Origin of the sequence: Chitinophaga filiformis (genome assembly GCF_023100805.1) — a bacterium.
GTDB lineage: Bacteria > Bacteroidota > Bacteroidia > Chitinophagales > Chitinophagaceae > Chitinophaga > Chitinophaga filiformis_B.
Genome location: NZ_CP095855.1, coordinates 578,717 through 601,438 on the forward strand (window position 1 = coordinate 578,717; position 22,722 = coordinate 601,438).

At 46.5% G+C, this 22,722-nt stretch carries 20 protein-coding genes; 5 read left to right on the top strand and 15 right to left on the bottom strand.

Features of this window, described 5'->3' with window-relative positions:
- Positions 1-5: 5 nt before the first annotated feature.
- Complete coding sequence (ftsH, locus tag MYF79_RS02405) at positions 6-2,036, bottom strand: ATP-dependent zinc metalloprotease FtsH (RefSeq protein WP_247812391.1); 2,031 nt, start codon at positions 2,034-2,036, stop codon at positions 6-8.
- Between the two features lie 46 nt (positions 2,037-2,082).
- The gene (rsfS, locus tag MYF79_RS02410; protein ID WP_245705352.1) at positions 2,083-2,442 is read right to left on the bottom strand and encodes a ribosome silencing factor; all 360 of its coding nucleotides are present in this window, start codon (positions 2,440-2,442) and stop codon (positions 2,083-2,085) included.
- A gap of 254 nt (positions 2,443-2,696) precedes the next feature.
- On the opposite strand from rsfS, the gene MYF79_RS02415 reads away from it, so the two are divergent.
- Positions 2,697-3,476, top strand: coding sequence for a biotin--[acetyl-CoA-carboxylase] ligase (locus tag MYF79_RS02415; protein WP_247812392.1), 780 nt, complete (start codon positions 2,697-2,699; stop codon positions 3,474-3,476).
- Here MYF79_RS02415 and MYF79_RS02420 read toward each other — a convergent pair.
- Positions 3,463-5,016: a glycosyltransferase family 39 protein gene (locus MYF79_RS02420; RefSeq protein WP_247812393.1), complete on the bottom strand. Its 1,554-nt coding sequence runs from the start codon at positions 5,014-5,016 to the stop codon at positions 3,463-3,465. The genes MYF79_RS02415 and MYF79_RS02420 overlap by 14 nt on opposite strands.
- A gap of 370 nt (positions 5,017-5,386) precedes the next feature.
- On the opposite strand from MYF79_RS02420, the gene MYF79_RS02425 reads away from it, so the two are divergent.
- Positions 5,387-6,331, top strand: coding sequence for an AraC family transcriptional regulator (locus MYF79_RS02425; protein WP_247812394.1), 945 nt, complete (start codon positions 5,387-5,389; stop codon positions 6,329-6,331).
- A 120-nt stretch (positions 6,332-6,451) separates the two neighbouring features.
- Here the strand turns inward: MYF79_RS02425 and MYF79_RS02430 are convergent, their stop codons facing one another.
- From MYF79_RS02430 to MYF79_RS02445, 4 genes are all read right to left on the bottom strand, one after another.
- On the bottom strand, positions 6,452-6,784 hold the full coding sequence (locus MYF79_RS02430; RefSeq protein WP_247812395.1) for a translation initiation factor: 333 nt from the start codon (positions 6,782-6,784) through the stop codon (positions 6,452-6,454).
- 10 nt (positions 6,785-6,794) lie between these two features.
- Positions 6,795-7,679, bottom strand: coding sequence for a diacylglycerol/lipid kinase family protein (locus MYF79_RS02435; protein ID WP_247812396.1), 885 nt, complete (start codon positions 7,677-7,679; stop codon positions 6,795-6,797).
- 21 nt (positions 7,680-7,700) lie between these two features.
- A complete protein-coding gene (gene nadC, locus MYF79_RS02440; RefSeq protein ID WP_247812397.1) occupies positions 7,701-8,546 on the bottom strand; it encodes a carboxylating nicotinate-nucleotide diphosphorylase in 846 nt (281 codons plus the stop codon).
- A gap of 122 nt (positions 8,547-8,668) precedes the next feature.
- Positions 8,669-9,088 carry a DUF4783 domain-containing protein gene (locus MYF79_RS02445; protein ID WP_199654068.1) on the bottom strand — a complete coding sequence of 140 codons (420 nt, stop codon included), beginning with the start codon at positions 9,086-9,088 and terminating at the stop codon, positions 8,669-8,671.
- A 283-nt stretch (positions 9,089-9,371) separates the two neighbouring features.
- Between MYF79_RS02445 and gpmI the strand changes: the two genes are divergently transcribed.
- On the top strand, positions 9,372-10,895 hold the full coding sequence (gene gpmI, locus MYF79_RS02450) for a 2,3-bisphosphoglycerate-independent phosphoglycerate mutase (RefSeq protein WP_247812398.1): 1,524 nt from the start codon (positions 9,372-9,374) through the stop codon (positions 10,893-10,895).
- Between the two features lie 163 nt (positions 10,896-11,058).
- Here gpmI and MYF79_RS02455 read toward each other — a convergent pair whose 3' ends face one another.
- Positions 11,059-11,205, bottom strand: a complete 147-nt coding sequence (locus MYF79_RS02455; RefSeq protein WP_247812399.1) for a hypothetical protein — start codon at positions 11,203-11,205, stop codon at positions 11,059-11,061.
- Positions 11,206-11,244: 39 nt separating this feature from the next.
- Here MYF79_RS02455 and MYF79_RS02460 point away from each other — a divergent pair, with 39 nt between their 5' ends.
- Positions 11,245-11,814, top strand: coding sequence for a hypothetical protein (locus tag MYF79_RS02460; protein WP_247812400.1), 570 nt, complete (start codon positions 11,245-11,247; stop codon positions 11,812-11,814).
- Positions 11,815-11,831: 17 nt separating this feature from the next.
- Positions 11,832-13,667, top strand: coding sequence for an excinuclease ABC subunit UvrC (uvrC, locus tag MYF79_RS02465; RefSeq protein ID WP_247812401.1), 1,836 nt, complete (start codon positions 11,832-11,834; stop codon positions 13,665-13,667).
- A 105-nt stretch (positions 13,668-13,772) separates the two neighbouring features.
- Here the strand turns inward: uvrC and MYF79_RS02470 are convergent, their stop codons facing one another.
- From MYF79_RS02470 to MYF79_RS02500, 7 genes are all read right to left on the bottom strand, one after another.
- The gene (locus MYF79_RS02470; protein WP_247812402.1) at positions 13,773-14,351 is read right to left on the bottom strand and encodes a DinB family protein; all 579 of its coding nucleotides are present in this window, start codon (positions 14,349-14,351) and stop codon (positions 13,773-13,775) included.
- A 103-nt stretch (positions 14,352-14,454) separates the two neighbouring features.
- Entirely contained in the window at positions 14,455-15,507 is a 1,053-nt protein-coding gene (gldN, locus tag MYF79_RS02475) for a gliding motility protein GldN (RefSeq protein ID WP_247812403.1), read from the bottom strand.
- 11 nt (positions 15,508-15,518) lie between these two features.
- Positions 15,519-17,066, bottom strand: coding sequence for a gliding motility protein GldM (gene gldM, locus MYF79_RS02480; RefSeq protein ID WP_247812404.1), 1,548 nt, complete (start codon positions 17,064-17,066; stop codon positions 15,519-15,521).
- Between the two features lie 61 nt (positions 17,067-17,127).
- Positions 17,128-17,877, bottom strand: coding sequence for a gliding motility protein GldL (gene gldL, locus MYF79_RS02485; protein ID WP_199654075.1), 750 nt, complete (start codon positions 17,875-17,877; stop codon positions 17,128-17,130).
- 232 nt (positions 17,878-18,109) lie between these two features.
- Positions 18,110-19,405 carry an SUMF1/EgtB/PvdO family nonheme iron enzyme gene (locus tag MYF79_RS02490; protein WP_247812405.1) on the bottom strand — a complete coding sequence of 432 codons (1,296 nt, stop codon included), beginning with the start codon at positions 19,403-19,405 and terminating at the stop codon, positions 18,110-18,112.
- 465 nt (positions 19,406-19,870) lie between these two features.
- Complete coding sequence (locus MYF79_RS02495) at positions 19,871-21,913, bottom strand: thioredoxin domain-containing protein (protein WP_247812406.1); 2,043 nt, start codon at positions 21,911-21,913, stop codon at positions 19,871-19,873.
- A 138-nt stretch (positions 21,914-22,051) separates the two neighbouring features.
- Positions 22,052-22,717 carry a uroporphyrinogen-III synthase gene (locus MYF79_RS02500; protein ID WP_247812407.1) on the bottom strand — a complete coding sequence of 222 codons (666 nt, stop codon included), beginning with the start codon at positions 22,715-22,717 and terminating at the stop codon, positions 22,052-22,054.
- Between the last annotated feature and the right edge of the window lie 5 nt (positions 22,718-22,722).

Genomic DNA, 22,722 nt, shown 5'->3' on the forward strand with positions numbered 1-22,722 from the left:
TCAACTTACGCATTAGCAGGAGTGGCAGGAGTAGGAGACGGATTGATGATATCTGTCGGATGTACGCCATCTGTGGTCATACCTTCCTTGTTTGCGATATGCTCACGGTGTACATCCCATGGACGTTTACCGATCAGTCTTTCCAGGTCTGCCTGGTATAATACTTCTTTTTTCAGCAGTTCCTGCGCCAGCGCTTTCACATTTTCCAGTTTCTCGGTCAGCAGGTTTTTGGTACGGATATATGCTTTTTCGATCAACAGGCGAACTTCCTCATCGATCATTTTAGCTGTTTCTTCGGAATAAGGTTTGGTAAATGCCTGATCGCTGTTTGGATCGTAGAAGGACACGTTACCTACTTTATCGTTCATACCATACACCGTTACCATTGCATAAGCCATACGGGTGATCACCTGCAGGTCATTCTGCGCACCGGTAGATACCTTACCAAAAACGATGTCTTCCACTGCACGGCCGCCAAGGGTCATACAGATATCATCCAATAGCTGTTCGGTATTATAGAGGTATTGTTCTTTCGGCAGATATTGTGCATAACCTAACGCGGCTACACCACGGGGAACGATTGTAACTTTCACCAGCGGATTAGCATGCTCCAGGTACCAGCCACAGATAGCGTGACCAGCTTCATGGTAAGCGATCACTTCTTTCTCTTCAGGAGAAATGATCTTGTTTTTCTTTTCCAGACCACCAATTACCCTGTCAACCGCATCGTTAAAGTCTTCCATTTCTACTTCCGTTTTGCCTTTACGGGCAGCGATCAGTGCTGCTTCGTTACATACGTTGGCAATATCGGCGCCGGCGAAGCCGGGTGTCATGGAAGCCAGTTTTTTAATATCCAGGTTTGGAGAAGTCTTGATCGGTTTCAGGTGTACGTCAAAGATGGACTCACGACCTGACAGATCCGGTTTGTCGATGGAGATCTGACGGTCGAAACGGCCCGGACGCAGTAACGCGCTATCCAGTACATCCGGACGGTTGGTAGCCGCCAGAATGATAATACCGCTATCAGTACCGAAACCATCCATTTCCACCAGTAACTGGTTCAGGGTGTTTTCACGTTCATCATTGCTCATCATTACATTCTTTCCTCTTGCACGGCCGATCGCGTCTATTTCGTCGATAAAGATGATACAAGGCGCTTTTTCACGGGCCTGCTTGAACAGGTCACGCACACGGCTTGCACCTACACCCACAAACAATTCAACGAAATCAGAACCGGACATGGAGAAGAATGGAACCTGGGCTTCACCTGCCATTGCTTTTGCCAGCAAGGTCTTACCGGTACCCGGAGGGCCTACCAGCAGGGCGCCCTTAGGGATCTTACCACCCAGCGCAGTGTATTTCTTTGGATTTTTGAGGAAATCAACGATTTCCATCACTTCTACTTTCGCCTCATCCAGACCAGCCACATCACTGAAAGTGATATTTACGCGGGTTCCTTTGTCGAAAAGGGTTGCTTTGGATTTACCAATGTTGAAGATGCCTCCCGGACCGCCACTGCCACCGGCAGGACCGCCCATTTTACGCATCAGCAATATCCACAGTCCAATCAGTAACACTAATGGTAACAGTAACTGGATAAATGGTTCGAACCAGCCTTGTCTGTCCTCATAGATCACTTTCACCTGGTCTTCCAGTGGTGTATTTGCCTGGGCCTTGTCCATATCAGCCTTGAAGCTTTCCTCGCTACCTATGCTGAAACGGAAATGAGGTCCCTGATTAGCGGCGCCGAAACGGCCTTTGGATACTTTATCGAATTTATCCTCGTTCAGTCTTTCCTTCTTGATGTAAACCTCTACCGATTTTTTATTCACCACTACCAGCTTGTCTACATCACCTGGTTTCAGATAGTTCACCAGGAATTCCTGGAAACTTAGCTCTTTAGGCTGGGCACCGAAGTTAAAAAAGTTCATTGCCAGCAAGGCTACCCCGATAAAGGCATAAACCCAGTATATATTGAACTTTGGTCCTTTCTTTGGCGATTTGTCTCCCTTGTTGAAGTTGTTGCCTCTTTCCATAATCTTACGATCCTTTTTTAAGGATGTCGGTAATAGTTAAAAGTTATTAGTTTGTATCATTATGCTCCATTCGTTCTGCATCACTCCACATGTCCTCCAGACCATAGAACTGTCTGGTTTCAGGTTGGAATACATGCACCACTACATTCACATAATCTACCAGTATCCATTGTTGTGCGGTAAATCCCTCGTGCTTGTAAGGTTGCTCGCCGATATGCTGCGACACTTGGTCTTCCACGAAGTCGGCTATAGCCCTCACCTGTGTATTGGAGTTAGCCTCACATATAACAAAGAAATCAGCCACAGCTTCAGGAATCTGGCGCAGATCCAGGGAAACAATATTCTCTCCCTTTTTCTCCTGGATGGCCTTGATGATGGTGGAAAAAATCTCGCTTTCTCTACTCAAGCGCGTTAACGCTTTCTTTCTCGTACTCAGAACGGTTAAGGGTGCCAATAAAATCTCTTTTGGTTAAAAATAGTCTTTAATTGTCAAAATTACTAAAGAAGGAGCAAATAAACGCCGGAAGATGATATTGTTACAATATGTAATAATCCATGATGTGCAGGACTTTAACGCCTATAAATCATACACTTGTCTAATACCCTCGCTCCGCTGCCGGCGCCTGTCCGAATGTTAAGAAAAAGATAAAATGATTTACTTTGCTGCGTCAAAACAAATCAGAAAAGAATTTTCCCGTGATCGGACAGCCATTATACATTTTAGACACAGTAGACAGCACCAATAACTATGCCATGGAGCAGGTAAATACAGGGCAGGTGACACCCGGTACAGCCTGGTTCGCTTTGGAGCAAACTGCAGGAAAAGGACAACGCGGCAAGCAGTGGTTCTCCCCTCCGGGAGAAAACATTATACTGACTATTGCCCTGCAACCCGGCATGCTGCCACTTTCCAGGCAGTTCATGCTAAGCGCGGCAGTAGCACTCGGTGTTTACGACTGGTTCAGCAAATACGCCGGTGATGAAACCGCTATCAAATGGAGCAATGATATTTACTGGCGTGACAGAAAGGCAGGAGGTATCCTGATAGAAAACGTATTACGTGGCAACACATGGCAATATGCCATTACAGGCATGGGCATCAACCTTAACCAGACCGCTTTCCCCTCACATCTGCCCAACCCGGTATCCCTGAAGCAGATCACCGGCAAAACCTGGGACGCAATTGAGCTGACACGCGATCTCTGCGCCTGCCTGGAAGAAAGGCTGAAGCTGCTTCATCCTGCTCATTACGACAGCCTGCTGGAGGCCTACAAAAGTAAACTCTTCCGCTTCGGACAATCCGGCACCTATCGTATGAATGGCGAATACTTTGAGGGCATCATCCGTGACGTGCTCCCCGATGGTAAATTATGCCTGGAGAAAGACGGGGAAGTCCTGCAGCTGGGCTTTGGCGAGCTTGAGTTCATCATTGTGAAATGACCTGTGGCCAGGCTCTGAATGCAGCCTGCTCTTCCAGCTGCCACTGCCTTAATTTTTTCGGAAAAACAGGCGAAATTCCTTTTACTAGGTAAATCCCGGTGCCATATTCCCGTGCCAGCGGGTGACTGATCTGTCCGGTTTTAACATAGCCGGACGCATATTTACGGACATACTCCCCCGGCTCGTCTCCAACTATGATCAGGTAATGCAGTGTATCCGTATTGGGAAACCAGAATATATAGTCAGCGTTAAAAGTAACGGCACAACTGACTTTTCCGCCCGCGTAGTAATTGATAGCTCCTGCCTGACCATAATTGTCGCAAAGGATCAGCGTGTTCTTCCGTTCACTTACGGGCACTGTTTCGTAAGCCTGTACAGTTAATCCAGCCAGCTCCCGCCAACCAAGCATATCTGCAAAGTCCTGCGGCATGGAATGCAGCTTTCCATCCTCCCATTTTGTGAGTACCTCCCGTTGCCCCGGCGTCATAGACCGTTCCAATTGATGAGGTTCCATCACCGGAAATATCATCCTGAAAAATATCAGTGTTGGCGTCATGATCAATGGCAGGCATAACCACTTCAGCCAGCCATACAGCGTCGAGGGCCTGGAAAAAAGCCGTTCCCAATAAACACTTCCAAGGGCAATCAACACAGGATAGAGTCCCAGCGCATAGTAAGCCTTCGCCTTCAGGTAGACAAATAACACCATTACGAACAGGAATGTCCATCCAATAAAACGGTAAGGCTTAAAAGGTGCATACCTCGCAAATCCAACCAGGGCGGCTCCCCACACCAGCGTTCCCAACAGGAAAAACAACAGTTGCTCTACTACGAAACCCAACCGGTCTACATTCACCAGCTGTGTGCTGGCCAGCTCTTTCATATGATGGATAACAGGCAGGCCATTCATGATCTGCCAGATCACATTGGGCAATGCCATTAGCAAGGCTATCAGCAAGCCGCCATACAGATATCTGTTCAGCAGGATCTTTCGTTGGGATGAAAGCAGTAAGGCTGGTAATAAACCCGCTGCCAGGAACAGGATATTGTATTTATTCAGGAATGCAATTCCAAAGGTAGCGCCCAGCCACAATAATATGGGCGATGCACCAGTCCTTATATAAAGCACTAACAGGTAAAAGACCACTGTCCAGCTCAATATATCGAAGCTGTTAGGCTGATACAACATATTGACCCTCGACATGGAAGAGCAGATAAATACCACTGCCGCAAGCAGCTGGGCATACCATCCGCCATTCAGTAATTCCACCAGTTTCCAGACGATCAGCATCGTCAGGGCACCAAACAGCGCGGGAAAGAACCTCACCCAGAATACGCCGCCCCCCAGCCATTTAATAAGCAGGGAAAGGAATGCTGTAAATGGAGGAACTGACAGGTAACCCGCCGCCAGGTGATTGGCCTGATCAAGATGCAGGAACTCATCCCTGTGAAGGTCATAAGCCGGGTGAATGATAAGAAAATGGAATACCAGTTTGAACAACAGAACCAGTAATAGCAACAGGTAAAAGCGTCTGGGCATTGAAAGCACTGAGATATCAGATTAAAAAAAGAAGGATTACATGTTATCATCGCTACAGCTCATAGGTAAGGGTATGATAACATGTAATCCGTTATAATATCATCTTGTACTGCAAATAGATAGTTGGTTAAATAGGCAGTTCATCAAAAAGACCAGTTGATGAGAACAAGATTTTGGTTGATAAAGGTTAGCTCCAAGTTGTGAAATATTTGTTAATTTATCAAATCAAAAAATGCAACTTTGATACAAACCGTCTCTGTCAGCTGCCCTTAAAACCATCTAACCTGCCATATCTCCGCACATCATGCCATCTCCCACATGTGCTTACATTAGCATATGGTTAGCATTCCTCTTTTTGTAACTTTACTACATGCCCTCCGTAAACAGCAAGAATAACAGTTCTGTTCATCGTAAGAAGCTGAAAATCAGCGATGACATGTCACAGGTAAGTGTTGGCCAGGAGAACCCGCCCAAGGTACCGACAAAGAGTGCCTTTTCCATTCATTCCCGTTCAACCAACCCTTGCCGGGAATATATCTCCGCCAGCAGAAGGGATTACTATAAAATTTCCCTTATCACCAAAGGTGGAGGTATACTGACACTGGGAGACCGTACCTATGTGATTAAGGCGCCTGCTATGGTGTTCATCAATCCACTGGAGCCAAAAACCTGGCAGCCGGAAGGCGAGCAGGATGGCTACTACTGCATGTTTACGGAACATCTTTTTGAAACAGAGCGACGCTATCGCGATGAATTGCTGCATTATCCGCTGTTCCAGACCGGCGCCAATTGTGTACTCAATTTGACAGAACAACAGGGAGAAGACCTGCTGGACCTGTTTAAACGGCTATGCAAAGAGAATAAGGAAGGAGATGCCTACCGGCTGGAGGCGATCACTATTTACCTGCAGTTACTGTTACTGGAGTCAAAAAGAATAGGGGTGGGTGAATTTGTGCCTCAGCGAACGCTCACTACAGCACAGTTATTGGCAGAACGCTTTATAGATACCCTGGAAAAGCAATTTCCCATTACTTCAGAACAGGAGCAGGTACATTTGAAAACAGCCAGCGATTTCGCGCTGAAACTCAATGTTCATCCCAATCACCTGAATGCAACAATAAAAAGGGTTACAGGACGTACCACCAGCGAGCATATCCGCCAGCGCATCCTGCTGGAAGCAAGATTACTGCTGCTGCATACCGAGTGGCCTATTGCTATCATTGCGCATTGCCTGGGATTTGAGGAACCTGCGAGTTTTTCTCACTTCTTCAAAAGCCAGACAGGACATACGCCGCATACGTTCAGAACACTGTAAAAGAACATTGTACCCTATTTACTAAACGACACTTCACTATACAAAAACAGCTCCTCACGGAGCTGTTTTAAATTTAAGATATCATACGCCGGCCAGGTCTGTCTTTGTCCTGCGCCTTCTTTATTTCGCTTTATATCCCCAGTCCTGCAGCCATTTCACCACTTTCTCTTTATAGTCTCCCTGTATCAGGATCTGACCGTCTTTTGCACTACCACCCGTACCACACTTTGTTTTCAGTTCCTTTCCCAGTTTTTCCAGGTCTTCTGTCTTACCGATAAATCCATCTACCAAAGTCACCACCTTACCTGCGCGTTGTTTGGTGTCCAGTTTCACCCTTAGTTGCTGTTGGGCAGGAGGCAGGGTATCTGTTTCTTCCGGTTCATTGCTTTCCTGCCTGAAATCAGGATCAGTGGAGTAGACGATACCGCCGGTGTTCGTTTTCTTCTTTGACATAACAGTAATTTTAGGTTCGGTTAACGATTACCTGCAAAGCGGCAGGATGGATCCGGAAGGCGACTTTGCCATCTTCCTTGAGTGGCACTGCGTCTCCATCCACCTGCAGATGTTGCAGTTCTTTGCTTTTTACAACAATTGTTTCCCCTGTATAATGTTGCATATAACGGGTCTTATCAATATTGCCCAGCAATGAGTATAGTCCGATCGGGATAAGTCCAAGGAATTTGATTGGAGGTACCACACAAAGGTCCAGCTTACCATCAAATACGTTTGCCGTAGGAGCCAGCTTGAATTCGTAGCCAAACTGGTTGCCATTTGCCACCGTCAGCAGGAAAGCCCTTTCCTGCAGGCTTTTGCCATCAACGTCTATTTCATACGAAGGTCCTTTGTAACTATTAAAGCTCTTAATGACCAGCTTTGCATATCCCCACAGACCACGTTTGGTCTTATGACGGAACTGATCGGCAACGAGCGCGTCAAACCCCACACCGGCATTACTCAGGAACAGGTATTCATTGGCATATCCTACGTCAATTGCCTGGCGCCTGCCATCGGCAATCACTTCCAGTGCACGGGATACTTTCAACGGTATCTTCAGGGCTCTTGCCAGGCCATTACCGCTTCCCAGGGGGATAATTGCCAGGGCGGTATCGCTTCCCACCAGTCCCTGCGCTATTTCATTTATAGAGCCATCGCCCCCCACAGCTACTACAGTGTCCGTTCCGTTGGCCACAGCGGCTTTCGCCAGGTCGGTGCCATGCCCCAGGTATTCCAGGTGCGTTATCTCCACAGAAAAAGCTTTCGGAGTTAAATACCTCCTGATAATACCCTCCAGGCGTTTCTCTCTGTCTGTGCCTGCCTTCCGGTTTATGATGAATAGAATCTTTCTCAACGTTAGGGATATTGTATTTGATTAGATTGCTTTTAAACTTAGATCAAGACTTACTGCATGGTGGATCACCGCTCCTGCAGAAACATAGTCAACACCTGTTTTGGCATATTCCTCCAGGGTAGTCAGATTGATACCACCGGACGCTTCTGTTTCATAACGCCCATCTATCAGGGCCAATGCCTCCCTGATCTGCGCAGGTGAGAAATTATCCAGCATGATACGATGCACCTGTCCCACAGCCAGCACCTCTTTTACATCGTCCAGATTACGGGTCTCCACTTCTATCTGTAAAGGCAGTTGTTTGCGATGCAGGTAAGCCACCGTTTTAGTGACAGCGGCCGTAATGCCGCCAGCGAAATCAATATGATTGTCTTTCAGCATCACCATGTCATACAGTCCCATACGATGATTTACACCTCCACCGATGCGTACCGCTTCTTTTTCCAGCAGGCGGAAGTTAGGAGTTGTTTTGCGTGTATCGAGCAGGCGGGTATGATATCCTTTCAGTATATCGACGTACTGACGCGTCAGCGTAGCAATGCCACTCATTCGCTGCATGCAGTTCAGCACAAGGCGTTCTCCCATCAGCAGGGTGTGCACGGAGGCCTCCACCTCAAATGCCGCTTCTCCTGCCTTCATACTATCACCATCCTTTTTGAATGGCTTAAACACGGACGATGCATCGAGCCGGTGGAAGATAGCTTCTGCCACTTCCATTCCCGCCAGTATCCCGTCTTCTTTGATCTTCAGTCTGGCGCCGCCCCTTGCTTCTGCGGGAATGCATGCTAAAGTGGAATGATCGCCATTTCCTATGTCTTCGGCCAATGCGCTGCGAATAAGATCTGTAAATGCTGGTTCCTGTAACATACTATCGGTTTGAAAGAACGAAAGTAAGTGAATTTCAGAAAGGACGCCGGAACAGACTTTCTGTAATATAAAAAAGTCCGGGCCAGGCCGGACTTTCGCTTATAATATTAACAATAGTTTATTTATTTGTTCTCGAAGCGTAATTCATTCAGCACCATCGAGCCACCTTTCTTCTGGAGAAAGAAAGAGGTACGGTAAGCACCTCCGGTAGTGCCCACATTTGCGATACCTACTCTTGAACCGCCTGCGCTTTCTACCTGGTGAATCAGTTCAAATGATTTCACCTGATTTTTTGAAAAGAAATCTTTCAGGATAATTTCTGCCTGTGCCTTGCTGTAAGAGTTGGATTTACCTGCCATGCTGATTTCTACAGTGTTATCGAGGTAGCGGGATAGTGCGCTCGCATCGCCTTGTTTAATAGCACTCACTACATCTTCAAAGGGGCCTGCTGCAGTAGGTTTTAAGGTAGCGGCTGACAGTGTAAGTGCAGTGATAATGACGCCAAACAACACAACTCCAAGCACATACATTAACTTTTTCATCGTCAGTATTTTATTAAGTAGTAAAGTTTTCATCATTGTAGTGAAATGGGCTAAAACTATGCCAATTTGCAGGAGAGCTTTTAAAATACAATTATCGTTGTATTGTACAGTGATTAATTAATGCGAATATATTAATATATATTTTTAGAATAAAACCTAACTGCAATAAAGTTCTTTCACTGCTGTATGATTTTTGGCGCCATTTCAATAAGTTTGATGCGTATTCATGGATGCTTCATAACTTTAGCCTCCTTTACAGAACAAGAAAATTACAACCGGAAATATGGAAAAGAAAAGAGCCATTCTCGTTATCATGGATGGATGGGGGCAAGGACAGGTTCCTGCCGCTGACGCTATAGCACATGCTAAGACTCCTTTTGTAAGCAGTCTGTATTCTAAATACCCGCACAGCACCCTCGTTACCTGCGGCGAAGAAGTAGGTTTACCGGAAGGCCAGATGGGTAACTCCGAAGTAGGTCACCTGAACCTCGGCGCAGGACGTATTGTATACCAGGAACTGCAACGTATCAATGTGGCCATCCGCAGTGGCGAACTGGCTGCCAACAGCGTATTGCAGGAAACTTTCAACTATGCCAGGGAAAATGACAAGGCCCTGCACCTTATGGGGCTTGTCAGTGATGGTGGTGTACACTCTCACATCAATCACCTGAAAGCACTGACACAGATAGCAAAAGATAAAGGACTGACCAAAGTGTTCATTCACGCCTTTACTGACGGCCGTGATACAGATCCCAAGGGTGGCCTGGGTTACATGGAAGACCTGGTAGCGCACCTGAAACAAACCACCGGTCAGGTGGCCAGCATCACCGGCCGTTATTATGCTATGGACCGCGACAAGCGCTGGGAACGTGTAAAACTGGCTTACGATGCACTGGTACACGGTACCGGCACCCCTACACAGGACGTAATTACCGCCATCAAAACTTCCTACGCAGAAGGCGTTACTGATGAATTCATCAAGCCTATCGTAGTAACAGATGCACAGCAGAAACCTATCACCACCATTCAGCCAGGCGATGCAGTGCTCTGCTTCAACTTCCGTACAGACCGTTGCCGCGAGATCACCCAGGTGCTTACCCAGCAGTCTTTCCCTGACTTCGGTATGGAACCGCTCCCGCTGCACTACACTACTATGACCGAATATGACAAGACCTACAAAGGTGTTCATGTGATATTCGAAAATGATAACCTGGCGAATACACTGGGAGAAGTACTGGAAGCAAACAACCGCAGCCAGATCCGTATAGCAGAAACAGAGAAATATCCGCACGTATCTTTCTTCTTCTCCGGCGGACGTGAAAAAGAATTTAAAGGTGAACGCCGTCTTATCGTTGCCTCTCCAAAAGTGGCTACCTACGACCTGCAACCTGAAATGAGCGCTTACGAGGTGACCAACACCATCGTTCCGGAAATAGAAAGCAAATCAGCCGACTTTATCTGCCTCAACTTCGCTAACGCCGACATGGTAGGTCATACCGGTATCTGGGAAGCTGCCATCAAAGCAGTAGAAACAGTAGATGCCTGTGTGAACAAAGTGGTAACTGCTGCCCTGGCAAATGATTATACCGTATTCCTTACGGCTGACCACGGTAATGCTGATTTTATGATCAACAATGACGGTACGCCAAATACAGCTCATACCACTAACCTGGTGCCTTATTTTATTATCAGCAATGATTTTAAAGGAGCAGTAAAACCTGGTAAACTGGGAGACGTGGCGCCTACCATCCTCACACTGATGGGCCTTCCTATTCCAAAGGAAATGACAGGTAGCGTACTGATCTAAGTGTATATATAACTGCTTTTGAAAGCTGTCTGCCGCAGGTGGACAGCTTTCTTATTTTATATTATTTCTATCCTGTAACTATTCCCCGAGATAATACGTTTTACGTTTTTTAGTGCTCTCGACAGATTTGCTCATGCATCAGATGCGCCGTTTTTACGGCGCATTAACTTTTTATGTGAATCCCCTTACTTTCAGTATAGGGCACATCGATCAGCTCTATACCGCTTCCCAGCCTCCCAATCCACTGCAGCCGGCCGGCATGGTCTATCAGCCTTTTGTCTACTTTTAGTACGTTGCCTTCACGTATCATATACACGCAGCTTTGAACGTTCTTCCCTAAATTTGCAGGATGGATCATCGTTTTTCATGGACATTGGTGGCTGTTGTTGCCTTCACCGTTTCCTGCACAGGAGACAGGGCCGGCCAGGGTAAAGGGCATACGTACAGGGATCTTAAAGGTTATTTTCAGGAAGAACTGAATAATATAAATACACATAAGCCCGCCTTACAGAAGACCATCGTCATGAACGGCCAGCGCGACAGCCTGACCATTACCAAACCCGATTCAGCACAATTACAACACCTACTGGCGCCCTTCCTGGAAGTGGACCTGAACAAGCCATCCCTGCAGGGGGCGTACGACACTATTCTGCTGGCAGACCAGTTCACCGGTACACATTCCCTCATGTACAAGGCCAGAAATGCGGCCACCGTACCGCAGGAAGTGATCATGGATATTGACAACCAGCAACATATTACGAACGTGCAGATGAATAAACACGTTCAGAACCTGGTATACGAATACCAGCAAAACCTGGTGTACCAGCACGACAAGCATATCCGTATTGTGACCTGGCAGAAGATCGCGTTTCTGCCCGCCAGGGAACTGGATGTGAAGGTTCTGCTCAGGCACCCCTAACAGATCTTCTTTAGAACATGACAGCAGCGGAGTTTCAACAGATATCACATACCATACCCCTTCAACCTGGTATTTATAAATATTACAGCGAAGCAGGTGAACTGCTTTACGTGGGAAAAGCCAAAAGCCTGCGTAAAAGGGTTAGCTCGTATTTTGTTAAGAATCACGATAACTATAAAACACGCCGGCTGGTAGAAACAATCCATCACATTGAATTTACCATTGTCGGATCCGAACAGGATGCCTTCCTCCTGGAGAATTCACTGATCAAACAGTTCCAGCCCAGGTTTAATATTAACCTGAAGGATGACAAGACCTATCCTTACATCGTTATAAAACATGAATCATATCCCCGCGTATTCCTGACCCGTAATGTTATCAAAGACGGTTCCGAATACCTGGGGCCATTCACCTCTGTCGGTCGCGTACGCGAACTGCTGGAAGTGATCCGTTACAACATCCCCCTGCGTACCTGCAACCTGAACCTCTCCCCGCAAAACGTCAACAAAGGGAAATACAAAGTATGCCTTGAATACCATCTTGGCAACTGTAAAGGCCCCTGTGAAGGATTGCAGACAGAAGAAGACTACCGGGAGGGACTACAACAGGTAAAGAACATTCTCAAGGGCAATCTCAGTCCTGTTTTACAGCTGTTTCGCAACCAGATGCAGGAGCATGCCATGAACATGGAATTTGAAAAAGCAGAGATCGTAAGGAAGAAGATAGAAAGCCTGCAGGCATACCAGGCAAAATCAACCATCGTAAATACCCGTATAGGCAATGTGGATGTCTTTTCTATTATCAGCGAAGGCAACTACGCCTACGTGAATTACCTCCGCGTATTGAACGGTACTATCGCAGATACCAAAACGGTAACACTGGAGAAAAAACTGGAAGAGGATGATGTGGAAGTGCTGACCTATGCGGTCAGCTACCTGCGCGATGCTTTTCAGAGCCTCAGCAGGGAGATCATTGTGCCTATTGAAATAGAATACCCCGAAGAACATATCACCGTATCAGTACCGAAAGGAGGGGACAAAAAGAAGCTGCTGGAACTCTCTGAAAAGAACGTGAACTATTTCAGGGAAGAACTGTACCGCAAAAAGATCCTGCACCTGGAAGGCAAGAGCGATATGGAAAGAAAGAAGGTGTTGTACCAGTTACAGGCCGACCTCGAGCTACAGGAACTGCCCGTACACATTGAGTGTTTCGATAACTCCAATTTCCAGGGAAGCTACCCGGTGTCTGCCTGCGTGGTATTCAAAGACGGCGTAGCTTCAAAGAAAGATTATCGCCATTTCAATATTAAAACGGTACAGGGCATTAACGACTTTGCTTCCATGAAAGAGGTGGTATACCGCCGTTACAGCCGTCTGCTGGCAGAGCAGCAGCCATTGCCCCAGCTGGTTATCATAGACGGTGGTAAGGGGCAGCTTGGATCGGCCATGGAAAGTATACGCGAGCTGGACCTCATTGGCAGTATGACGGTAGTAGGCCTGGCGAAGAATGAGGAGGAGATCTTTTTTCCCGGCGATAAAGAAAGTATCAAATTACCCTATGATAGCGAAAGCCTGAAGCTCATCCGCCGGGTGCGTGACGAGGTACACCGTTTTGGCATCACGTTCCACCGCCAGAAGCGCAGCAAAGGCACCTTTAAGAACGAATTGGAAGGTATCAAAGGCATCGGAGAGAATACTGCCACCCAGCTCCTGAAAACCTTCCGTTCCGTTGCAAAAATAAAGCTCCTTTCGGAGGAGGACCTGGTAAAGGAAATAGGAGCAGCCAAGGCAAGGCTGGTCTATGCCCATTTCCATCCTGCTACCGGCGAAACAGATGCGCCACCGGTACCATAAGAATATTATTTCTGGTTTGTGCCTCTTTTAAAGCCTCCGAAGGACACGATATCTATAGGTATGCTGTGTCTTACACAGTGGATTCCTTCAGCCTGTCAGCACAGCTTATTGCGCCTTCGCCCTGAGCGCCTGGGCCATGTGACGGCGTTCGTGCGCTATAACAAAGCGGAACGTATCTCCCAGTGAAAACTTCAGCCAGTTACCCAGGGTAGTTGGGATTTTCAGCTTTTGGAGGTTGACAGATTGCGCCTGGTCAAGCAGCGCCTTTGTTTTCTGTTGCCATGCTATGAACTCCGACACTACCTTGTCCGCATCCAGGTTGGACATGGGGCGATAGGCTTTCGGAGCCTGCATACGCATACCCGGTTGGCCATCTGTTTTAGGCTCCATCATCTTCGTAAAATAATTTCCCAGCCATCCACTTTTGAAAGTAGCAGCCGGTGCGGGTGGAAGGCTACCGGTCAAGGCAGATTGAATTGCTTTTTCCATAGCAGGTACATAAAAACGGGAATAGGCATTCAGATGATCCAGGCATTGGGCTACGCTCCATTTTTCCGGAGCTGGCTGCCGCAACAGCACTTCTTTCGGTGCCGGCACAAATTGTTCGTTGGCGGTTTTCAACAGATCGTCTAGTTGCAGGTGAAGTTCTTTCAATAGAACAGGGGTCTCAAATTTCGCAGACATATACAGATGATTAATTGGCCACAAAAGTAACAGGGAAAAGGGAAAAACAAAAAGGGAGCCTGTTCAACAGACTCCCTTTCAGTTTCTTTATACTGCGAGCAGATTAATACTGCCACATATCCTGTTCTTTGTTAAAGATCTTATCCTTGATCGCCTGACCTTCCAGGAGACGCATGGTACCATCTTTAATGTAATCCTTGATCTCGCGGTTGTAAGTGTTGTTTTCCTTGATCACAAAGCTGGAGAAGAAACGCATTTCGAAAAGGTCTTCCCAACTCATGGTAGCAGCGTCATTATTCTGGTTGTACACATCGTATCTGGCCAGTACAGGACGCAGATCAGGATAATATAGCCAGAACAGCGGGATAGCTGCACGGAAGGAACCATCTTCGTTCATACGGGATACCATTGGTGCAATACCGAGGATACGTACTTTCAGCGCAGATGCTTCTTTATCGAACACCCAGATTTCTTTGATCTTGTACTGAACTACAGTACGTGGGTCAAACTCATCGCGGGTAGTTACCATTTTCTCTTCACCGGTTACAGGGTCGATACTACGTACAGTCTTTTCTTCACCGCTCAGTTTAGTCTGAATATCGGCATAAGGAAGTACAGTAGTGAACCTGTCGTCGATAGCACTGAATGCTTCAACTTCCTTGTTCTTAATCGCGTTCAGCAGGATGTTAATGAACAGCTGGTTAGTACCTGATTCATCCTCAACATTGTACTGGAAAGGAAGGTTCATCTTTTCGCGGGTGTCAATCACCTGCCATATCTTCTTTTCCCAGAATTCGTCATCTGAGCGGATATGATCGTAAGCGATAGGCACACGGTCTTTGATGAAGTTCTTTTCAGAAATGCCATCCGTACGCAGGGATTTGCGTGGGGTATCTACCGGGATACCAATACCATCCGGGCGGAGAGAAGCCCCATCTGCTGCGGTTGGAGCTGGCGGTGGCGGTGTAGCAACACTGTTTCCGGTAGCGGGATTTACAACTGAAGCATCCTGTGTTGGTGTAGCTGTTTGTTCAGCTCCCGGAGTACGACGTGTAGTTCCTCCGCCGCGACGGCGTTGTGCGTTGGCCTCTGTTGCCAGTACTACTACCAACAGGAGGGAACACCAACCAATTCTGTTAAGGATGACTGCTCGCATAGAAAATAATATTAGTTAATCTTGAAATTGACGTTAGGCATATCTCTTACCCTTCCATCCGGACCTTTAATGCGGATGTTATCGAAGTATACGATATCACCTGCTCTCAGGGAACGGATCACCGGCATTACGCTGCTTGGGAAGTAAGCGGAGTTTGCATCAGCTTCTGCGTAGTCTTTACCTTTTGCGTCGATACCGATACGATAGCTAACAACATCGTATTTAACACCTTCGAAAAGGAAGTCTTCCAGGTCAGCACGCAGACCGCCCTGAACTTTGAACTCAGCAGCTTTCATGAAAGGACCTCTGCTCAAACCCACTTTCATTACCGGGTCAGGAATGTATTTGATACGGAATTCTTTTGAACCCAGTGTTTTTACTTTACCATCGATATCAGCGCTAACACTGATCATCGCAGTACCTGGTTTGCTTACTACGACAGCATACTTACCAGCACCCGTCTTCGTCATGTTACCGTTGTTGATACCTGCAGATACTTTTTCAGCAGGAACACCACCGGCAGAGATGGAGATCGGGTTCGACAAACCAATGTACAGTACGTTCATTTTGTCGGCAGAGATAGAAGTTGTAGAAGCACCTACACTGTAAGCTTCATTGAAGTCATATGATTCAACATCACCATTTGGCTTCTTCAGCGTAATTTTACCAGAGATGTTCTTTTCACCGATACCAGATACTGGCATAGTAAAAGTACCAAGACCTTCTTTAGCCTCGATGCTCTGGCCATTAACTACGATCTCTGGATTAACAGTGCTGCTGTAAGCACCAACTGCGATCTGGGCAGTCAGTGTCTGACCTTCCATGAGATTTTTAGAGTTCAGAGATACGAATGGTCTGATTTTATCGAACTTAAAATCATCTTCACCGATCTTACTGAACAGGTAGTCAACTAATCTTGACTCAGAGTTCTTGATGTCATTCTGGAATTTACTCAGAATGGTTACAGCTGCGATGGTAGGCACCATGTTGAAATGGTAAGAAGTCCAGGTCTTATTTTTAGGACCATGTTCGTTACCATGTGATTTACCGATTTCGACACGCAGTGGTAAACTTTTTTCGAATTCTGCTTTTGCTTTCGGATCTTTTGCATCAACGAAAGACAACAGCTTGCTGCGTAAATCAGTCAGGCGTTTTTCGAGTTCAGGACCTTTCTTCTGGTTTTCCATTACACGTGTAGGGGCGTCCAGGTTGTCCTTACTTTTAATATCACCGTATTCGTTCAAGCCACCGCTTTCTCTGATGATAGTTGCTTTCAGTGTATCGAGGTATACATACATTTCAGCAGAGATAGCTTTCACTTGTTCAGCCTTTTCTTTCAGTGGCCCTACCTTCGCAGGATCGGTAGCCATCTGTTTTCCAAACTGATCGTAAGTGATTGAGTTTTTGCTTGTGATCGAAATATTTGAGTTTTCTATTGAATCGTTAACTATATTAAATGCGTTCAATATCTCAGCAGAGACGTTCAATGCCAGCATGGCCGTCAAGACCAGGTACATGATATTGATCATCTTTTGCCTGGGATCTTTAGGTAGTGCCATAGTTTGTTCTCAGGTTTGAATGATTGTTTCTTGTTAATTCAAATTAAACTATAGTCGTACCTTATCTCGCACTGTGCATAGCGCTGAGCATGTTACCGTAAACGGTGTTCAGGCTAGTCAGGTTATGAGCCAGTTTAGAGATCTGATCCTGTGTTTTGCGCGCATCGTCTACGCTGCTGGTCATTGCCTGGGATACATTCAGCAGATTGCTATAGAAGTTGTTCATAGCTTTCAGGTGATTGTTAGTATCCTGCAGTTCCAGTTCGTAGATAGCATTCAGGGAAGCCAGGTTTTTGGTCATACCCTGCATCTGCTCGTGGAAGCTTCTTGTAGATTCAGAAGCACTGTTGAAAGAAGATACAGCTGAAGCAGCAGTAGTATAAGCGTGAGCTACATTACCGATAGCGCTGGCAGCTTCTCTTGTTTTTTGTGTGTAATCGCCTGTAGCGGCAACTACGTCACTGATATCCCGCATTTTATCTACAGTGGAACCTAATTTCTGGAAGTTTTCGCTCAGACGCTGCAGACTAACCGGAGTGATGTCAGCTTCTTCCAGCATTTTATCCAGACCAGCCAGCGCAGGGCTACCACCGGCTACTACTGCTACCTGAGCAGCACCGTCGTGACCACCACTATCTGGTACGAATGCATAAACGAAGAAGATAAGCGCTTCTGTGCTCAAACCAACGATCAGGGCGATATCCGCGCCTGGCCAGTGTTGCAGTTTGAACAACGCTCCGATAATTACTACTGATGCTGCGACACAAACAAAGAAATTAAGCCATTTCGATGTAGTAGGATTCATAGCCATAGGTCAAAATTTACTGGTTAAAGTGTTAAAGGTTAAATTGTTATGGAATAGTTGTTGCTCAACGATGATTTGCAGTTTCCCAATGTACATCATACGGTTTCTCATATCAACATTTTTAAGTTTGATTATCTCACACATGCCCGTCCCAAAGGCATACAGGAATAATGATCCTGTCTCTTCGATACTGCCTGTTTTCTCGCTCATCTATCCGTAATGGCTGTTACTATAGTTCTTACCTGTGACCAAAATCGTTTTTAGAACGGCTCAGGAATGCGATCGTACATCTGAAACCAATGTAAGATTTAGCACTATCCTGGTATTCGTAGGAACGTGTACCTGTCTGGAGGAAATACCCGATATCTTTCCAGGAACCACCTCTTACAGCTTTACGTTTCATTTTTGGAACCGCGCTATCCGGGATGTCCATACGGAGGTATGGGTTCATATCAGATGTGAAAGAGTACGCGTTCTCATAATAAATGTCCTGTGTCCACTCAGCTACGTTCCCTGACATGTTATATAAACCGTAGTCGTTTGGCCAGTAAGCATCCGCTCTTACAGTGTAGAAACCACCGTCTTCAGGATAGTTACCACGACCTGGTTTAAAGTTAGCCAGCAAGCAACCTTTCTTGTTACGCAGGTAATAACCACCCCATGGGTAAGGAGATTGCTCTCTGCCGCCACGTGCTGCATATTCCCACTGCGCTTCTGAAGGAAGTTGGAATTTATCTTCAGTGAATAATTTCTTAGAGATACGGTAGTCTTCCCAGAACTTACTACGCCATTCTGCGAAGGCGTTAGCCTGGTGCCAGGTCACACCCACTACCGGATAGTTATCGAACGCAGGGTGCCAGAAGTACATCCTCGTCATCGGCTCATTGTAAGCGTAAGAGAAGTCGCGGATCCAGCACAGTGTGTCAGGATAGATAGCAACGTCTTTCTTAACAATGAACTTAGAACGGGACTTGTTTGCGTTCTCACGCAGTTTGGCCTGTTCCCAGTTGAAGGTCTCTGCATGGTAAACCAATTTACGCACGTCGAATTCCTTACGTCCATACAGACGGTCTTCAGGTGCATAGGTCATACCCTCCAGTTTCTCCATGGTGGATTTATCCCTGTAATTGATTTTCTTCTTCCAATCGATATAATCCTCACCACCATCGTTCTTTACGTCACCCAGCATAATGTGGGCAATAGAATCTGTCACCCACTGTACGAACTGCCTGTACTCGTTATTTGTGATCTCCGTAGCATCCATATAGAAACCGGAGATGGAAATAGACTTGTTACGGGCGGTGTACGCGTAGTTCAAATCCTCATCGCTGGGACCCATGTGAAAAGTTCCGGAAGGAACATAAACCATTCCATAGGGCACTGGCGGGAAATACTTAGGTCTGGGACTTACGCCGATCAGCTGTCCTTGCGCGTTTTTGGGGGTTTTACTACCACCGCAGCTGGCGAGCAGGCTAACCAGCAATACTGCTAACAGACCACTTGAAAAATTAAGCTTCATAAGGGTAGCTTTCATTGAAAATCATTTATTTCGTAGGCGACGCAGTTTACATTGGCCACAATGCTACTGAGGGTGTCGCTATGTTCTGAAACATGGCCGAAGGTCCTGCCGGTCTGTCCGGTCTGACCGTTAACCAACGAGCCATTCACACACAATGACTCTAAAGTTGTTAAGGGCAACTTCAGAAATTTAGCGGTTGTTCTACTTGTTGGTTTCACTTTTAAATTCATTCCCTTTGGAAGGTATTTTTCTTCAAAGTCAGCACTCTACCCCTCTGCTCGTCTCTCTCCACTCTTAAGTAAGATAACAAATGTAACGATTAATTTTAATCCGTAGTTAGTTTTCATCCAACTTTTTCATGCCCCCTGAGAGAAGCGTGACGTTTAAATTAAACGTGCTTTTTAACATTTTATTATATCTTCCAAAATCATTTTTCCGTGCGCTTTTTACACAGATATGGTCATGCAAGATACATAAATATTATTTTAAATTAATTATTTCCTCTATATAATTAACTGGCTTAATACAATGATAATGCTCGCAGACATATATAAGCGTCTCTCCTGGCCGTTCCCGCTGCTCTAACAGCGGAATTCCCGGCTTGTCAGTTGTAGCTCCCAATATTACTTTAAACGGAATATAATGCCTGTTAGTATCCTGCATCCGGGATTTATAATCATTTCCTACCACCGCTATCTCTTTTATTCCCTTTACCAGCTCTAATAACAGCCCTGCCCATACGCCAAATGAGGTGGAATACCTTACCGCCATCTGGGATTGCCCTGCCAGCATAGCTATGCCCCGCTCTGACCATTGCTTTTTGTCATAAACGATTGATAGATAGATCAGGTTTGCTGCCATTACAGCATTGCCACTGGGCGTGGCACCATCATAAACTTCCTTTTTACGTACTATAACATCGGTTTGGCCGGCTTCCGTATAATAGAAATAGATGTCCCCTTCATCTGAAAAATTCGCAATGACATACTCCGTCAGTTCCCGGGCTTTTTCCAGCCACTCGGCATCTCCCGTTACTTCCTGCAAAGCGATCAAAGCACGTACCAGCCACGCATAATCATCCAGAAACGCCGGATATTTTGCTACGCCGGCTTTAAATGTATGAAAAAAAGACTGTTTATCAATCTGTTGCAGATTTTTCAGGCAAAAATTCATGGCACTTACCCCCATCTCCCGGTACTTATCTACACCAAGTGCGGCATATGCCCTACAACAGGCGTGTATCATCAGCGCATTCCAACCCAGTATGATCTTGTCATCCAGCCCGGGTCTGATCCGCTTCGACCGCTCTGCCATCAGCTTCTCCCTGCTTATGGCCAGGCTCCTTTCCAGCGCCTCCTCTGTTATCCCGTTCTCTGCTGCAAAGACCGCCGCCGGCCTGGTGATCCATAAAATATTGGTTTCCTCCCAGTTACCTTCTTCCGTTACATCGTAAAATGCGCAGAATAAAGCCGCATCCGGGCCAAGTACCGCTTCGATTTCTGCCCGGCTCCAGGTATAGAACTTTCCTTCCACCCCTTCAGAATCCGCATCAAGCGCACTATAAAATCCGCCGCCGGCATCCGTCATCTCCCTTTCCACAAACCCCAGCGTATCTGCTATCGTCTTTGCATACAACTCATTACCCGTCAACTGGTATGCCTCACTCAACACGTCTACCAGCAATGCATTGTCATACAGCATCTTTTCAAAATGGGGCGCCAGCCATTTGGCATCCGTGCTGTAACGGGCAAATCCGCCCCCCAGCTGGTCGTAAATACCGCCCCGGATCATTTTGTCCAGCGATAACAGTGCCTGCTGCAGCGCCTGTGGCTCGTTAAAACTATGATGATACCTCAGCAGGTACTGAATGATAAAAGTCCCCGGAAACTTGGGCGCATTACCAAAGCCTCCCCATACCTTGTCTCCCTGTTGCATCATATTGCTGAAGATCGTGTTGCACTGTTCTCTCGTAAACAACTCTTCCTTCGGCACCAGTTGCAGATCAAGAGGCTTCTCACCAAACCGCGACGCCTGTGTGAGGTGCTCCCGCATATTCTCCGCCTGGGTTTCCAGGTCTTCCCTCCGTTCTCTGAAAGCCTGCGACAATGCCAGCAACACCTCCTTCCAGGAGGGACGGTTGAATGCCTTCACCGGTGGGAAATAAGTCCCCCCGTAAAAGGGCAGTTTGTCGGGCGTCAGGAACACGTTCAGCGGCCAGCCGCCGGAACCCGTCATTGCCTGTACCGCATCCATATAGATATGGTCCAGATCCGGACGTTCTTCCCTGTCTATCTTGATATTAATGAAAAGCTCGTTCATGATACGGGCAGTTTCTGCATCTTCGAAACTCTCCCGCTCCATAACATGACACCAGTGGCAGGCGGCATATCCGATACTGACTAAAATAGGTTTGTCTTCTGCTTTGGCCTTTTGCAGCGCTTCCTCTCCCCATGGATACCAATCTACCGGGTTGTGCGAATGCTGCAGCAGGTAAGGACTGGTTTCTTTCGCTAGTCTGTTCACAGTTATGGTTATTCTGTTGTTTTTCTACAGTATTCTGGTTTGCCGTATTTTCCCTGATCCCCTCTTATTACCTCAAATATAACAAAGGGACAGCGTTTGCTGTCCCTTTACTCAATTATTTTTCCGGTAATTTTCGTGTTATTTTTTGTTGATCGTGGCCAGGTACTGCTCCAGCGCCGCTACCATGGATGGCGCCTGCGGGGTAGGAGCTTTTACGTCCAGCCTCAGACCGGCCTCCTCAACAGCCGCTGAAGTAGTAGGACCGAAAGAACCGATACGGGTACCATTCTGCTCGAACTTCGGTACGTTCTCGAACAGGGATTTTACGCCGTAAGGACTGAAGAAGACGATCATATCGTATTCAGTACCTTCCAGTAATTCCTTCACGTCGTTGGAAACTGTTTTGTACAAAGTAGCAGTTGCGTATTCACATTTATTGGCTTTCAACCATTCTTCAATGTCCTTACGCTGGCTATCAGAGCTGGGGAACAGGAACTTTTCATTGTCGCGGTGCTTGTTCATCACTTCCAGCAGGCTTTTGGTAGACCCGTCGGCACCATAGAATACTTTACGTTTCCGGTATAGGATGAATTTCTGCAAATACAAGGCAATAGCTTCTGTGATACAGAAGTACTTACAGTCCTGGGACACCTTGATTTTCATTTCCTCACAGATCCTGAAAAAATGGTCTACAGCGTTCCGGCTGGTAAAAATAACAGCCGTAAAATTCTGTATGTCAATCTTTTGTTTCCTGAAGTCTTTTGCGGACAGTCCCTCCACCCTTATAAACGGATAAAAATCCAATTTAA

Bases quoted from the DNA above. Each gene is read 5' to 3' on its own strand.
- ftsH (WP_247812391.1), bottom strand. From the start codon at position 2,036: ATGGAAAGAGGCAACAACTTCAACAAGGGAGACAAATCGCCAAAGAAA.
- MYF79_RS02420 (WP_247812393.1), bottom strand. From the start codon at position 5,016: ATGCCCAGACGCTTTTACCTGTTGCTATTACTGGTTCTGTTGTTCAAA.
- MYF79_RS02425 (WP_247812394.1), top strand. From the start codon at position 5,387: ATGCCCTCCGTAAACAGCAAGAATAACAGTTCTGTTCATCGTAAGAAG.
- MYF79_RS02430 (WP_247812395.1), bottom strand. From the start codon at position 6,784: ATGTCAAAGAAGAAAACGAACACCGGCGGTATCGTCTACTCCACTGAT.
- nadC (WP_247812397.1), bottom strand. From the start codon at position 8,546: ATGTTACAGGAACCAGCATTTACAGATCTTATTCGCAGCGCATTGGCC.
- MYF79_RS02445 (WP_199654068.1), bottom strand. From the start codon at position 9,088: ATGAAAAAGTTAATGTATGTGCTTGGAGTTGTGTTGTTTGGCGTCATT.
- gpmI (WP_247812398.1), top strand. From the start codon at position 9,372: ATGGAAAAGAAAAGAGCCATTCTCGTTATCATGGATGGATGGGGGCAA.
- MYF79_RS02455 (WP_247812399.1), bottom strand. From the start codon at position 11,205: ATGATACGTGAAGGCAACGTACTAAAAGTAGACAAAAGGCTGATAGAC.
- MYF79_RS02460 (WP_247812400.1), top strand. From the start codon at position 11,245: ATGGATCATCGTTTTTCATGGACATTGGTGGCTGTTGTTGCCTTCACC.
- uvrC (WP_247812401.1), top strand. From the start codon at position 11,832: ATGACAGCAGCGGAGTTTCAACAGATATCACATACCATACCCCTTCAA.
- MYF79_RS02470 (WP_247812402.1), bottom strand. From the start codon at position 14,351: ATGTCTGCGAAATTTGAGACCCCTGTTCTATTGAAAGAACTTCACCTG.
- gldN (WP_247812403.1), bottom strand. From the start codon at position 15,507: ATGCGAGCAGTCATCCTTAACAGAATTGGTTGGTGTTCCCTCCTGTTG.
- gldM (WP_247812404.1), bottom strand. From the start codon at position 17,066: ATGGCACTACCTAAAGATCCCAGGCAAAAGATGATCAATATCATGTAC.
- gldL (WP_199654075.1), bottom strand. From the start codon at position 17,877: ATGGCTATGAATCCTACTACATCGAAATGGCTTAATTTCTTTGTTTGT.
- MYF79_RS02490 (WP_247812405.1), bottom strand. From the start codon at position 19,405: ATGAAAGCTACCCTTATGAAGCTTAATTTTTCAAGTGGTCTGTTAGCA.